We start from the raw sequence: 13754 nt of genomic DNA, 5'->3' as shown, positions 1-13754 counted from the left end.
TGTTACTGTTTACATATCATTAAATCTAACACGACCCGTCTGAACATAATCAAATACTCGATTAATTTGGTTACGTTCAGATTCGGTAATATCTTTATCAGATAAAATAGCCGACATTAATCTCAAATAATCAGCATGACCCAGTTGACCAGAATTGACAATCCGATCCGTCACTTGACTAATTGAGATTTTAGAGCGAGTGGGAAGTGTCCACAACATTTTAATCTTAACCTCTCTAATTTAACTATTGACTAATTTTGCGATAAAATTTGCTAAACTAACGAATTAGGCTCCGCAAAGTCTTAACTATTCTAAACCCTAATCAAATCATTTGGTGGAGATTGCTTTTTATGCAAATTGAACGAATTCCAGTCCTCTCTGATAACTATATTTTTTTACTGCATGATCCTGATCGGAAAATTGCCGCCGTTGTTGACCCCGCAGAAGCCGATCCCGTTTTACAACATTTACAGAGATTAGACGCTGAATTAGTTGCAATTTTTAACACTCACCATCATAGCGATCATGTTGGGGGAAATACTCAACTAATTAAACAATATCCCCATCTTACCGTTTATGGAGGTGAAGAAGATCGAGGCAGAATCCCCGGTCAAATGGTATTTTTAAAACCGGGTGATCAAGTTCAATTTGGGGATCAAATCGGGCAAGTTTTATTTGTTCCCGGTCATACAAAAGCCCATATTGCCTATTATTTTCCGCCCCAAAATCCCGATCAACCGGGGGATTTATTCTGCGGGGATACCCTATTTGCCGGGGGCTGTGGCCGTTTATTTGAAGGTACTCCCCAACAAATGTTGACATCTTTAAATCAATTCCGAAATCTCCCAGAAACCACTAGGGTTTGGTGTGCCCACGAATATACTCTTAATAACTTAAAATTTGCCTTAACGGTTGATGCTGATAATCGAGATTTACAGGATCGTTTTCAAGAAGTTACCGTAGCCCGCAGTCAAAATCAAGCCACAATTCCTTCAAATATTGGTTTAGAAAAACGCACTAATCCTTTTTTGCGTTGGGATATTCCCAGTCTACAAATGGCGGTGAATAGCCATGATCCCGTTCAAACCTTTGCTCGTTTACGGGGAATGAAGGATCAATTTTAAGGTTAAATCAAAGTTCCCAATCTTCAATTTGTAAGTTGGGAACTCGACTAAATTCTGTGGTATTGTGAGTGACTAAAACTCAAAACAAATTCTCCCTAATTTCATATTGTCCTTGATTTTCTCGGACTAATGGTTCACCCACCCAGCCACCAATTACCTCCTCAAAAAACCCAGGTTGCCAATTTTCATGTTTCAGGTTTTCACTAGCGGCTTGAAAGATCACAATAGCTTCTAAGTCTCTATCTTTAAATTCTGCTGGCATTTGTACTCGTAATATTCCATCCTTACCAATGCGTCCTTTGAACTGAATACTCTGCATAGCAGCCTCCGGGGTGAATCCTGATCCAACTCAGTCTGTATTGTATAGCAGGGAACACCGGAACAGCCCCCCAAACCCCCCGTGCACGGGGGGCTAGGGGGGAGGGAACAGGGAGAGTATCCTCAACCGGGGTAAGTTGATCATGGACTTGCGATCGCACCCTAATTTTGTTAATATAGAGTGTTTGGGTTAAAAAAAATATAGGAACTGATCATGGCAAAACGGACTCAAGTGGTTCTGACCAAAGATGTGATTAAATTGGGAAAAAATGGGGATCTCGTAGAAGTCGCCCCGGGTTATGCTCGTAACTATTTGATCCCTCAGAGTATAGCAGTTCGGGCTACCCCTGGCATTCTCAGACAGGTAGAACGGCGTCGGGAAGAAGAACGTCAACGCCAACTAGAATTGAAGCAACAGGCTCAAACTCAGAAACAAGCCCTGGAAGCGGTGGGTGTGTTCAAAATTGCCAAACAAGTTGGGGAAGAAAACGCAATTTTTGGTACTGTTACCGAAAAAGAATTAGCAGAATTGATTCAACAAGCAACGGGTCAAGAAGTCGATCGTCGGGAAATTACTCTCCCCAGTATCAGTAAATTAGGAACCTATAAAGCCAATATTAAGTTACATTCTGACGTGACGGCTGATGTGGAAGTTGAAGTGGTTTCTCTGTAAATTTCATCAATTTCAAAGGTTTTTCCCTAAGCCCGAACTTGAGTTCCGGGCTTATTTTTATTCTTGTTCTTTGAAATAAGGTTCTTCAGTATCTAGTATGCTAAAATTATAGTTAATAAAATTAATCAGGACTTATACAAAAAGATTGGCTGATAGAATCCTACAAGAAGTTTTAGAAATAGATTTAGAGAAGTCGGAATTAATTGCCATCCTCGAAAAAAGAACACAAGAAGAAATCAAAAAAGTGTTAATGAGATGGGGAACATAAGTGTTAGAAAAGATAGAAGAAGTCAGCATAGATCTGTGAAAAGGATACAAAAGCTTAGTCTTAAAAAATTTACATCTAAATTAAAAGTATTCCTGATCTACAAATTTGAACTAGAAAAGTAGAGTGTTAAGACTGGAAAACTCAATTATTCATGAACTGGGTAGTTTAGGTTGAAGTCAATGGTTGAATTTTGCTTTTTCCAAATTGAAATAGATTCTCCATCTTTACTAGCTGCAATCAATTGTCCATCGGGACTAAAACTAACAGAACTAAATCGAATTTTAGCCGCAATTAAGGAAGTGATAAAACGCCCTTTACTGACATCCCATAGGTTAACAGTTTTATCATTACTCGCAGAAGCTAAAATTTTACTATCGGGACTAAAACTTAAATCATTGAAACGATACCATCTTGACTTGCAGAAACCAACATCTCTTTTTGCTTAGAAAAACTGACTTGATTAATCCCACCCTTGTGTCCTTGCAGAGTCGAAATTAACAAACCTTCCTTTGTCCAAATTTTAATCATTTCATCCGTACTTCCCGTAGCAATTAAATTACCATCTCGACTAAAATCAACACTATTAACCGCTTGTTGATATCCTGCTAAACTTCTAATTAATTGACCTTCTCGACTCCATAATTTCACGGTTTTATCATCACTCGCCGAGGCAATTATTTGACTATCAGGACTAAAAATAATACTCCAAATTGGTTTAGAATGGGCTGGAATTGTTTTAATGAGTTCCCCCTGGCGAGTCCAAATATTAATTATGCCATCTTCACTTGATGAAGCAATAAGTTGATTATCAGGACTAAAAACAACGCTGAGAACAGGTGTTTTATGTCCATTTAAGGTTTTAATTAAGTTACCATTTAAACTCCAAATTTTAACTGTTTTATCTTTACTTGCGGAAGCAATTTGTTGACCATCAGGACTAAAACTAACCCATTTGACTTCATCTTTATGTCCTTCCAATGTTCTAATAATTGTTCCATCTTTTGTCCAAAGTTTTATTGTCTTATCCTTACTCGCCGAGGCAATAAGTTGACTATTCGGACTAAAGGTAACAAACCAAACAGACTTTTTATGTCCTTTTAAAGTCTGAATAACTTTACCTTCACGATTCCATAATTTAATCGTTTTATCTTCACTGGCAGAAGCAATCAGTTGATTATCAGGACTAATACTCACACTTAAAACATTATTTTTGTCATGTCCATCTAAAATATTTTCCTCTTGAATCACTTGAACAGCAATACTTAATTTGCTCTGAGTTTCTTGCTCAATGGCAGATTTAGGGGTTTGATGAGATAACAACTTTCCGGCGGTGACTAAGGTTAATAAGGCTTCAAGCTGATTATTTTCTGTGGTTAAAGCTGTGTATTTAGTATTTTCTAAAGCTAAGTTAACTTGTTTATTTTTAACTTCTGAAATTCTTAAAAATCCTAATGCTAAGGTTAATAAAAGTGCCATTCCACCACCAATTATCGTCGAACGGGCAAAAAGTTGCCAAAGTTCTTTATTTTTGGCTTCTGCTTGTTGGCGTTTTTTGGTTTCTATCTCCAACTGTTCTAAAATTACAGAACCACGATTTTGACGAATTAAACCGACTAAATAATCATGTACCAGTTGATACCGTTCCACCGGAATTTCAGGTAAAAGAAAAACTAAACCAGAGAGGACAAAAATCTTCAGAACCGTATCCAAATTTTGATTAATATTGTCAAAATGGTTGGTTATTTCTTTGATTCCTCGGACTAAATCAGCGCGAGTTTTTAAAGGACGAGTATTATTTTCATCCGTTAGTAAATAAAGCACTAACTCCGCTAAACTTTTATTCCTTAAACCACAATCTTGAATCACTTCATCTAAATAGTCTTCAACTAACTGTTTCTTTTGTCCCGCTTGTTGATATTGTTGTAATGTGTTAATATTTTGAGCCTGCAACTGAGAACCCACAACTTGTAATTCTATTGGTCGAATTTCTCCTAAATCTTCAGCTAAATCTTCAACTAATTTTTCAATTAGAGCAGGTTCAAGGACACATTGAGTTCTTTCTGTTAAACTTTGAATCACAGATTTAGCTTCTTCTCGTGTAAAGTTCCCAATATATGATAGAATGTTTTTATCTAAAATATTATTCCCAATACTTTCTAAATAGCCTTGACGACTACATTCTAATAAATAGTGTAAGTAATCTTCTCGTAAGGATAAAACAATTTTTACATAGGGAATATCTAAGCAATCTTTGATGAATTTATAACAGGTTTGTCGCTGTTGATTATCTTTGCAAGCAAAGAAAAATTCTTCAAATTGGTCAAAGATAATCACAACCCAGAAATTTTGATTGACTAAAGCTCTAATTTGCTCTAAAATTATCTCTTGATTATTGAAAATAGAAGAATCTAACTCAATATTTTTAAACTCCCTAATTCCCTTGGCTAAAGCCCGAGAAAATTCCCGACTAAAATTGGTATAAACTTGCAGTAATACTGGGATACAGTAACGAGTTTCAATCGTATTTTTTTGTAATTCTGGAATAAATCCCGCTTGCAAAATCGAACTTTTACCCACTCCAGACTGTCCATAAATCACTGTTAATCGACAATCATTTCTTCTAATGCGTTCACACAGCCAATTTACCACGGATAAACGACCGGAAGCACTAATTTCGGGATTAATAATTTTGGGGTAGTTAACTGGGGGTAAACCGGGGTTAGTAATGCTTTGAATATGTCCGAGTCTTCCGGCTCCGATAAACGCTCTTAATCTAAATTGTTGTTCAATTTCCCGACGTTTTTGTTTGATTTCATAAGCCATTAAATATTCGCCTTTTTGGAAATATAAATCCTGTAAAAGTTGTAAAATTTTAATATAGAGGTCTGGGTCATAGTGAGGTTTAGTTCGAGCTTTGGCTTTTTCCAGAATATTAATCGCTTCTTGCTGTTGATTCAATTGTTGATAGGCGTGAGCTAGGGTAAATAAATACCATCCTTGATGATAGGAGGTTTCCCAGTCTAAAATCGACTGTTGCTCTGATGTTTTAGCCTGATAAGTGGAGCAGGTTTTAATTAACAAATTTTGAGCTTTTTCTGCTAAATTTCTGGCTTCTGAGGGAGAATTTTGAGCCAAAGAAACTTCTGCCAAAAAATGATAAGCCCGAGCTTCTCGGAAGGGATAACCGTAAGTCCGATTATAATGAATCGATTCTTTAGCAACGGTTTCTAATTCTTGCCATTGTTTTAATCCAAATAAAATATCAGCTAAAGCATTAATAAATTTAGCCACTAAATCCCAACGGTCAGCTTGTTTAAACCCTTCGATAGATTGAGTATAATAGGTTTTAGCTTGATGATAAGCAGATTCTTTTTGAAATCGATGTAAAATTCCGTAACTGTGCCACCAAAATCCAACATAAAATAATAACTGACTATGGCGAATTAAATGATTAGTTTGTTTCCAAAGCTGCAAACTTCGTTCATAATGTTGTAAAGCAACTGGATTAAAATGATCAGAAATTCGACCCAATATAAACTCTAAACCAGCCTCTAGTTCAATATCTAAGGGTTCTCCCCGCTTCTGTAACTCTTGGCGAGCCGATTCTAATTCTAATCTTAAAGGTGAACCAAACTCTAAATTAAAAGAAGAATTCGCCAAAAAAATACCAGCACCACTATCTAATACTTTAACAGAAACTTGCTCTGTCATTTGTTTGATAAACTGTAATAAATCCTCCGTACTAATTTCAAAAGAAACTGAGGTTGACCAACTATGAAAATCAGGAGCCAAGCGAATTAAAGATTGTAAGAGAAAATCTGTAACCCACAATACCAAAGGAAATTCAAATTTCCGGCGAAATTCCTCTCGCATTTGATTCATAATTTTAATCAAAATTTCCAGTTGTTCGTTAGACTCCAAACCGGATATGATTAAAGCTATCGGGGGATTTTCTTCTCTTTCAATGGCTTTAACCAATGTATTATAAAGATTAGTAACATCGGCATCTATGACAATATTTTTAATTAAGTTAGAATGTTGTTCTTCTAATTGTTTAATAAATTTTTCTCTAACCATTCTATAATTACAATGGGCTAAAATCAGAGAAAAATCGTGATTAAATCTGGTGAAAATTCGATTTAAAGTTTTTAAAGAATTTTGGTTATTTGCTTGTATTGCTTTCATAAAATTTGGTTGGCTTCCTTTTCCATAAGGCGATAACTGTACTCAAATGTTTAAGTTGATAGGTCGAATCAATCAGTAAACGTTTACTAGACCACCCTCACATCTCCCACAAGGATGATTCTTGTCGGTTGATTAATTAATCCCCATCTACTGAGTACGGCAATTGATCATTCAATTCAGGAATCGGAATGCACCCAATACTGCGGTTTTACTTTTACCTTCGCAGTTCTATTGATTTTTCCATGTTATAACTTATCCAAACTTTCTACAACAACACGACGAAGAATTTCTGTGACTTCTGCGGCCATTCGAGCATCTAATTCCAATGCTTGCTGAGTAAAATCCCCCTTATTATTAATAGGAATTACACCCCTTAAAGCAAGTGCTAAGGTTCGGAATTCCGCAGGTTTTTGATTAGCATTGGGTAGGGGGTCAATAAACTGTACAAATGCCACATAGCAGAGTTCTACCGTTTGCCGAACTGTACTATCTCCATAACCCATTTTAGAAAGAATAACTGGAGACGTAATCACCTGTTCAATTCCCAAAGTTTTTAACGCCACATCCACATAACGGGCCGGGTCTTCACCTAGGGCTTTAATCAAACAATTGAAGTTTTTTTCTGGAAGGTTAGGAAGTTGAGATTGGGCGGGTAAATAATTATGCCATCCAATTAAAGAAATCAGACGAGTTAAATCATAAGTCGAAATGAAATTATCTCCTTATCAATATCAGGAATTTTTCCCAAGGCAGGATAGGGACTATATTGTAAAGGTTTACGGTTTAAATATTGGGGATAATTTTGAATAGTATTTTGATAGGGAGATTGCTCAAATCCTTGATCTAAAAAAGCAAATTTATCTAAATTCGCCCCAACTTCATGCTCAATTTTCTGAAAATTATCGAATACTTGCTGTCTATTTTTGGCTTGTTCTAAACTGTCGCTATTCATCGAGCATATTTCCTAAGTTAAAAGAAAATTGGGTGCTTCAGTAGAGACGTGCCTGAGCGCAGCGATACCGTAGGCTATTGGCACGTCTCTACTGTTACTTACAACAAATACAGCAAAATGAACAGAATAATCCAAACTACATCAACGAAGTGCCAATATAATTCAGCCGCTTCTGGGCCAAAATGGGACTCTTTGCTATAATGGTCAGTATTGCGCCCGCGCCAGAGAACCGCTAAAATTAATACCACTCCAAAGGTCACGTGCAAACCGTGAAACCCGGTTAAAACATAGAAGCAACTGGCGTATAAATTGGTGGTTAATCCAAACTCTAACTGGCTGTATTCGTAGGCTTGACCTGCTAAAAAGGCTAACCCCATAATTGCTGTAGCAATAAACCAATTTCGCAACCCCGCAGAGTCATTTTTCTTAATAGCAATTGCCCCTTGGTTCATGACAAAACTACTAGAAATCAGAACCACAGTGTTAATCGCTGGTAGTAGTAATTCTCGTTCTGTTCCTTCAGGGGGCCAAACCGGGGACATGGCTCGATAAATTAAATAGGCGGAAAATAACCCCAAAAAGATCATACTTTCCGCCACCAGGAAGACCACCACCCCCAACATTCGCAAATCGGGATGTTCTTCGTGTTCATGTCCAGAGGCAGTTGCCTCCTGTGCATATCCCAGAACGGTTTGAGAATCGTTAATGGCTGAACCTTGCATGAATTGAATTAATAAAAGGGAACACCGGAACAGGGAACAGGGAACAGGGAACAGGGAACAGGAATCAAGATTGATTTCCTAATTCCCAATCCCTTTTAATGACTGGGATCGTTAATGTCTTTTTCCGCTTCTAACACCTTGGTTGAACCGGAGTCTGTAAATAAAGTCGAAGATTTGGCTTGAGACATAGGAATCCCAACCTCTTTGGGACGGTCTCCGGTCATTTGTTTTAACCGTTGACGAATCGCCAAGGTTTTGCGACTACCGTAGTCATAGGGCCCAGTTTTTAATACTGGGGTAACTAAGAAATTTTCAATCGGAGGGGGAGAAGACGTCATCCATTCTAGGGTTAAAGCTTCCCAGGGATTATCGGGGGCTTTCGGCCCTTTGAACCAACTCCAAGCCGCATTAATTAAGAAAGGGAAGGTAGAAACGGCCAGAATATAACTACCCAGGGTGCAGACCTGATTCAGCGTAGTGAATTGGGGGTCATACATCGCCACCCGACGGGGCATTCCCATTAATCCCAAGGCGTGCATGGGCATAAAGGTTAAGTTCGTACCCACAAAGGTGAGAGCAAAGTGAACGATTCCCCAGGGTTCATTCATCATCCGTCCGGTCATTTTCGGGAACCAATGATAAATAGCGGCAAACACCCCAAACACCGCCCCACCAAAGAGAACATAGTGGAAGTGGGCCACGATAAAATAGGTATCGTGAACGTGAATATCAAAGGGAACCGACGCCATCATAATTCCGGTGACACCGCCTATAACGAAGGTAGCCAGAAACCCCATGGCAAAGAGCATGGCACTATTCAGACGCAGTTTTCCGCCCCAAATGGTCGCTAACCAGCCAAACACCTTAATTCCCGTGGGTACGGCAATGATCATCGTGGTGATCATAAAGAACATCCGTAACCAACCCGGGGTGCCACTGGTGAACATATGGTGCGCCCAGACAATTAAGCCTAAAAAGCTAATGGCTAAACTGGAATAGGCGATCGCTTGATAACCAAAAATCGGTTTGCGAGCATGAACCGGAAGCACATCGGAAATCACCCCAAAAAAGGGCAAGACCATGATATACACCGCCGGATGGGAATAAAACCAGAATAAGTGCTGATAAACAACCGGATCACCGCCCCCGTTGGGATTAAAGAAACTGGTTCCGGCAATTAAATCAAAGGATAGGAGAATTAAAGCCGCTGCTAAAACCGGAGTCGATAACAGCACTAAGGCGGAAGTGGCGATCATGGCCCAACAAAATAGGGGCATATCGTTCAATCCCATGGTGGGAATCCGCATCTTGAAAATTGTGACGGAGAAATTCACCGCCCCCAAAATCGAAGAAGTTCCCAACAATAAAACGCTGAGAATCCAAACTTCCTCTCCGAATTGGCCCGATAACAGACTTAAAGGCGGGTAAGATGTCCAACCAGATTGGGGAGCTTCCACCAAGAAACTAGCTAACAGCAAAATTCCCCCCGGAGGAATTAACCAAAAACCCACGGTATTCAAACGGGGAAAGGCCATATCCTTCGCCCCCACCATTAAGGGGATCAAATAGTTGGCCAAACCGCCACCAGCCGGAACGATCCAAAGGAAGATCATCACCGTGCCATGAACCGTGAATAGGCTGTTATAGACTTCAGGAGTCACAAAATCGGGATCGGGGGTTGCCAGTTCTGTCCGAACGGCCGTGGCCAAGGCTCCACCGACTAAATAAAAGAAAAATGCCGTGACGAGATATTGAATCCCGATGACTTTGTGATCCGTACTAAAACCAAAAAAATCTTGCCAACGTCTTTCTTCCTCATGATGAGGTTTAGGAACATTAGCCGTGAGATCAAGTTGTGCTTGTGCCATAGGAATTCAGTAATCAGTAATCAGTAATCAGTAATCAGTGTTAGAAACAAAATCAAGATTTTGTTGACTCGAAGCAACAGTCAACTGTCTCATCACTGATAACTGTTCACTGTTGACTGATAACTGATTTTCGTTGGCATAGGGGGCTAAAAATTCGCCCTCGCTGAGTTCTGCGGGATTAATCGCAACGGCTGTTTGCAGGTCAGGGTTACTTGCTACTAAATTTTCTGCAACCCAGGCTTGATAATCCTCTGGGGTATCGACAATCATTTGCGATCGCATCGCCCCATGATAACTACCACACAATTCGGCGCAGACAATCGGATAGGTTCCTAGTTTGTTAGGGGTAAACCGGAGTTCTGTAATCCGACCGGGGATAGTATCTTGCTTTAACCGTAATTGCGGAATCCAGAAGGCATGGATCACATCTTGGGCGCTCATATTTAACTGCACTTCTTGACCGATGGGGACATGAAGTTCCCCCGCGTTAATGCCTGTTTCTTTGTAGTTGAAAAGCCAGGCAAACTGTAACCCGGTAACATCCACATTCACGGCCGCGGCTTTCCCTTCTTGGCTAGGAGATGCCCCAATTCCCAAGGCAATTTGGGTGAGTTCTGGCTTCCCCCCACCCCTCGTTCACGGGGGGCTTGGGGGGGCTGACCGTCGATTAAGGGGGCTGCGATCGCCGCTCCATTCATTTTGCCGTGGGCGTGCATAGAGTGTTGACCCGATGCCATCGGATCAAGTCCCCCCATATTGTTATAGATTTCAAAACTATAAATACCAATTCCCAAAACTACCACCGCCGGAATTGCTGTCCAGACGATTTCTAGGGGAATATTCCCGTGAATCGGAGCCGCGTCGGTGTTGTCATCCGGGCGACGACGAAACTTAATTGCCGCGACTACTAGGACTCCTTCTACCAGAAGCACTAGGCCAAAGCTAATGGTCATCATAATATCAAATAGACCATCGACTTGCGCCGCTTGTTCGGTGGCAGCCACGGGTAATAAATTGTGGTTTTGACCATACCAGAGAGATACGAGAGTAATCCCGATCCCTACCAGTAGGGTCAAAATTGAACTCGGAATTTTCACGTTGATTCCTCCTTATTGACCATCTCCAACACCGATATCGGATGGGAAGATACTGCTATATACATACACGCTTTTTTAATCTTAATGGCTGTTTGAGAAACCTGAACATCAGGGTTAATTGTCCATCTAAAATAACGCTTCTACGGTAAAACAGATCACAAAACTATGGAACGGTATGGGGTGATATCCACAGATTTTCTTTATAATTGGGCTTCACTCCTCAACCCCCAAATCGAAAAACTGATCTTAAGTCTGTTCATCTGCATACCGTATTTTTGACTTAGATAGGTAGAATTAACCATCATGTTTCAATTAGCATTAGTCAAGTTAAATCCCTAGAACCCATGGCCCATAATGTCCTTGATGATGCCAGTTTATCAACCCCCCAGACGCAGGAGAACGGCTTTCTAGCGCAGGATAGAATCCGCCGTCTGGTCTGGAAACTGAGTATTGCTACCTTACTATTAATGGCCGTTGGCAGTGCAACCAGAGTTATGAATGCTGGATTAGCCTGTCCAGACTGGCCCTTGTGTTACGGGCAGTTAGTACCCACCTCCCAAATGAATCTGCAAGTCTTCTTGGAATGGTTTCACCGTTTAGATGCAGCCGGGATCGGACTGGGTGCGATCGCCCTGGTGGGATTATCCTGGTGGGATCGACGGGAGTTACCTAAATGGTTACCCTGGGCTGCTCTATTCGCCTTGGCTTTAATTCTATTTCAAGGGGTTTTAGGGGGACTGACGGTAACCCAACTCCTGCGGTTTGATATTGTGACCGCCCATTTGGGAACCGCCTTACTATTCTTCTCCACTCTGCTGATTATCGGTTGTTTACTGTTACCCTATCAAGGCATGGGAACGGTGGGAAAGCTACCAGGGATCGGTATTACCGCGGCAATTTTAGTCTATTTACAAAGCATTTTAGGAGCCTTAGTGGGTTCTCAATGGGCTTTACATCAATGTTTGGGAACCTCCCAACTCTGTACCGTGATGAATAGTCATCTTTTCGGGGTAGTTCCCCCCACCCTGGCCACCCTAATTCTGATTGTCTTGGTTTGGCGAACTTCTGCCTTACATCCTAAACTCAGAACTTTAGGAAATATCGCCGGAGTTTGTTTAATCGCTCAAATTATTTTGGGGGTAGCTACCTATAAAATGCGGTTACAGGTGGAACCCTTGACTGTTGCTCATCAAGCCATGGGTGCTACACTTCTGGGAACTTTAGTTTGTTTTAGTATTCTCGCCCTACGGGATCGTCAGTCATCAGTTATCAGTTATCAGTCATCAGTCATCAGTCATCAGTGATGAGTTATCAGTGATGAGTTAATAGTTAATAATTGATGACTATTATGTTTACTTATAACTAATTACTGATCGCTGATTACCGTCAGAAAATCAACAAATTCTATAGGTCATAAATTCATGCAAGAAGTGATTCAAACCCAGGTATCCCGACACCACGAGAATATTTTACAAGTGCTGCAAAGTTATTATCAACTGACCAAGCCTAGAATTATTCTGTTGTTATTAATTACAACCTCCGCCGGAATGTGGTTAGCCTCAAAAGGAGAAGTTGATCCCCTATTGTTATTGGTAACATTAACTGGGGGTGCTTTAGCGTCGGGTTCTGCTAACACCATCAACTGTTTGTATGACCGAGATATTGACTATATTATGGAACGGACTCGCTGGCGGCCGATTCCTTCAGGTCGAGTTAAACCCATTGATGCTCTAATTTTTGCGATCGCTCTTGCTATTACTTCTTTTACCTTACTGACGGTTTTTGCTAACTTATTAACAGCTTGTCTCGCCCTATCGGGAATTGTTTTTTATGTCCTGATCTATACCCATTGGTTAAAGCGTCATAGTGTCCAAAATATCGTAATTGGGGGAGCCGCTGGAGCGATTCCTCCTTTAGTCGGATGGGCGGCAGTTACCGGGGATTTAAGTTGGGCAGCGTGGCTATTATTTGCGATCATTTTCCTCTGGACACCGCCTCATTTTTGGGCTTTAGCCATGATGATCCGAGATGAATATAAGGAAGTTGGGGTTCCGATGTTACCTGTGATTGAAGGGGATGAAGTTACAGCTAAACAAATTTGGATTTATAGCTTAATTATGGTTCCCTCAACGTTATTGTTAGTTTATCCCTTACATACCAGTGGTTTTGTTTACGGGGCGATCGCTCTGATATTAGGGGTGATTTTCCTACAAAAAGCTTGGCAATTATTACAATCTCCCTCAGAAAGAGATGTAGCGCGATCGCTGTTTAAATATTCCATTTTCTATTTAATGCTATTGTGTTTGGCAATGGTTGTAGATAGTTTACCCGTTACTAACTCTATGGTGATGGCATTGAGTGAATCTTTGCCCATGGGATTGCTATAAACCCAATATTTTTAGGGTGGGTGACATCATCAAAGATAACTTAAATTCTGATCTCACCCACCCACTCTGACACTGCTTCGCAAAAGTATAGCAGTCGCCAGACCTATTAGGACAAAGAGTGATGCAGCAAAGCTAGACGGTGAAGTCTTTTCCTCCGAGA

The 13754-nt window shown here is 40.3% G+C and carries 13 protein-coding genes and 1 pseudogene; 5 read left to right on the top strand and 9 right to left on the bottom strand.

All coding sequences use genetic code 11. From position 1 onward, the window contains the following. Nucleotides 1–9: 9 nt before the first annotated feature. Complete coding sequence (locus tag AC559H_RS18230) at nucleotides 10–219, bottom strand: hypothetical protein (RefSeq protein WP_026788132.1); 210 nt, start codon at nucleotides 217–219, stop codon at nucleotides 10–12. 131 nt (nucleotides 220–350) lie between these two features. Here AC559H_RS18230 and gloB point away from each other — a divergent pair, with 131 nt between their 5' ends. Beyond that, on the top strand, nucleotides 351–1124 hold the full coding sequence (gene gloB, locus AC559H_RS18225) for a hydroxyacylglutathione hydrolase (protein WP_026795362.1): 774 nt from the start codon (nucleotides 351–353) through the stop codon (nucleotides 1122–1124). Between the two features lie 79 nt (nucleotides 1125–1203). Here the strand turns inward: gloB and AC559H_RS18220 are convergent, their stop codons facing one another. After that, nucleotides 1204–1443 carry a hypothetical protein gene (locus AC559H_RS18220; protein ID WP_026788134.1) on the bottom strand — a complete coding sequence of 80 codons (240 nt, stop codon included), beginning with the start codon at nucleotides 1441–1443 and terminating at the stop codon, nucleotides 1204–1206. A gap of 213 nt (nucleotides 1444–1656) precedes the next feature. Between AC559H_RS18220 and rplI the strand changes: the two genes are divergently transcribed. Both rplI and AC559H_RS18210 read left to right on the top strand, forming a co-directional pair. Further along, nucleotides 1657–2115 carry a 50S ribosomal protein L9 gene (gene rplI, locus AC559H_RS18215; protein ID WP_026795363.1) on the top strand — a complete coding sequence of 153 codons (459 nt, stop codon included), beginning with the start codon at nucleotides 1657–1659 and terminating at the stop codon, nucleotides 2113–2115. A gap of 145 nt (nucleotides 2116–2260) precedes the next feature. After that, on the top strand, nucleotides 2261–2383 hold the full coding sequence (locus AC559H_RS18210; protein ID WP_274518401.1) for a hypothetical protein: 123 nt from the start codon (nucleotides 2261–2263) through the stop codon (nucleotides 2381–2383). Nucleotides 2384–2528: 145 nt separating this feature from the next. Here AC559H_RS18210 and AC559H_RS18205 read toward each other — a convergent pair whose 3' ends face one another. From AC559H_RS18205 to AC559H_RS18175, 7 genes and pseudogenes are all read right to left on the bottom strand, one after another. Then, complete coding sequence (locus tag AC559H_RS18205) at nucleotides 2529–2750, bottom strand: WD40 repeat domain-containing protein (protein ID WP_081692387.1); 222 nt, start codon at nucleotides 2748–2750, stop codon at nucleotides 2529–2531. Between the two features lie 20 nt (nucleotides 2751–2770). Then, nucleotides 2771–6568, bottom strand: a complete 3798-nt coding sequence (locus tag AC559H_RS18200; protein WP_051319760.1) for an nSTAND1 domain-containing NTPase — start codon at nucleotides 6566–6568, stop codon at nucleotides 2771–2773. A 245-nt stretch (nucleotides 6569–6813) separates the two neighbouring features. Continuing rightward, on the bottom strand, nucleotides 6814–7173 hold the full coding sequence (locus tag AC559H_RS18195; RefSeq protein WP_026795364.1) for a hypothetical protein: 360 nt from the start codon (nucleotides 7171–7173) through the stop codon (nucleotides 6814–6816). An 86-nt stretch (nucleotides 7174–7259) separates the two neighbouring features. Further along, nucleotides 7260–7520 (bottom strand): hypothetical protein, encoded by a 261-nt coding sequence (locus AC559H_RS18190; RefSeq protein WP_051319761.1) that lies wholly within the window; start codon nucleotides 7518–7520, stop codon nucleotides 7260–7262. A 98-nt stretch (nucleotides 7521–7618) separates the two neighbouring features. Then, on the bottom strand, nucleotides 7619–8242 hold the full coding sequence (locus AC559H_RS18185) for a cytochrome c oxidase subunit 3 (protein WP_026795365.1): 624 nt from the start codon (nucleotides 8240–8242) through the stop codon (nucleotides 7619–7621). 95 nt (nucleotides 8243–8337) lie between these two features. Beyond that, entirely contained in the window at nucleotides 8338–10110 is a 1773-nt protein-coding gene (gene ctaD / locus AC559H_RS18180) for a cytochrome c oxidase subunit I (protein ID WP_026795366.1), read from the bottom strand. A gap of 27 nt (nucleotides 10111–10137) precedes the next feature. Then, nucleotides 10138–11207 (bottom strand): annotated as a pseudogene (locus AC559H_RS18175) (cytochrome c oxidase subunit II). A gap of 344 nt (nucleotides 11208–11551) precedes the next feature. On the opposite strand from AC559H_RS18175, the gene AC559H_RS18170 reads away from it, so the two are divergent. Both AC559H_RS18170 and AC559H_RS18165 read left to right on the top strand, forming a co-directional pair. Then, nucleotides 11552–12511, top strand: a complete 960-nt coding sequence (locus tag AC559H_RS18170) for a COX15/CtaA family protein (protein ID WP_026798567.1) — start codon at nucleotides 11552–11554, stop codon at nucleotides 12509–12511. Nucleotides 12512–12628: 117 nt separating this feature from the next. Then, nucleotides 12629–13594 carry a heme o synthase gene (locus AC559H_RS18165; protein ID WP_026795368.1) on the top strand — a complete coding sequence of 322 codons (966 nt, stop codon included), beginning with the start codon at nucleotides 12629–12631 and terminating at the stop codon, nucleotides 13592–13594. Nucleotides 13595–13754: the final 160 nt, after the last annotated feature.

The sequence above is a fragment of the Planktothrix prolifica NIVA-CYA 540 genome (assembly GCF_963864145.1).
Classification (GTDB): Bacteria; Cyanobacteriota; Cyanobacteriia; order Cyanobacteriales; family Microcoleaceae; genus Planktothrix; species Planktothrix agardhii.
Note: the sequence above shows the minus strand (reverse complement) of the source record. Positions and strands in the feature narration are given on the sequence as shown.

Bases quoted from the DNA above. Each gene is read 5' to 3' on its own strand.
- AC559H_RS18230 (WP_026788132.1), bottom strand. From the start codon at position 219: ATGTTGTGGACACTTCCCACTCGCTCTAAAATCTCAATTAGTCAAGTG.
- gloB (WP_026795362.1), top strand. From the start codon at position 351: ATGCAAATTGAACGAATTCCAGTCCTCTCTGATAACTATATTTTTTTA.
- AC559H_RS18220 (WP_026788134.1), bottom strand. From the start codon at position 1,443: ATGCAGAGTATTCAGTTCAAAGGACGCATTGGTAAGGATGGAATATTA.
- rplI (WP_026795363.1), top strand. From the start codon at position 1,657: ATGGCAAAACGGACTCAAGTGGTTCTGACCAAAGATGTGATTAAATTG.
- AC559H_RS18200 (WP_051319760.1), bottom strand. From the start codon at position 6,568: ATGAAAGCAATACAAGCAAATAACCAAAATTCTTTAAAAACTTTAAAT.
- AC559H_RS18190 (WP_051319761.1), bottom strand. From the start codon at position 7,520: ATGAATAGCGACAGTTTAGAACAAGCCAAAAATAGACAGCAAGTATTC.
- AC559H_RS18185 (WP_026795365.1), bottom strand. From the start codon at position 8,242: ATGCAAGGTTCAGCCATTAACGATTCTCAAACCGTTCTGGGATATGCA.
- ctaD (WP_026795366.1), bottom strand. From the start codon at position 10,110: ATGGCACAAGCACAACTTGATCTCACGGCTAATGTTCCTAAACCTCAT.
- AC559H_RS18170 (WP_026798567.1), top strand. From the start codon at position 11,552: ATGGCCCATAATGTCCTTGATGATGCCAGTTTATCAACCCCCCAGACG.
- AC559H_RS18165 (WP_026795368.1), top strand. From the start codon at position 12,629: ATGCAAGAAGTGATTCAAACCCAGGTATCCCGACACCACGAGAATATT.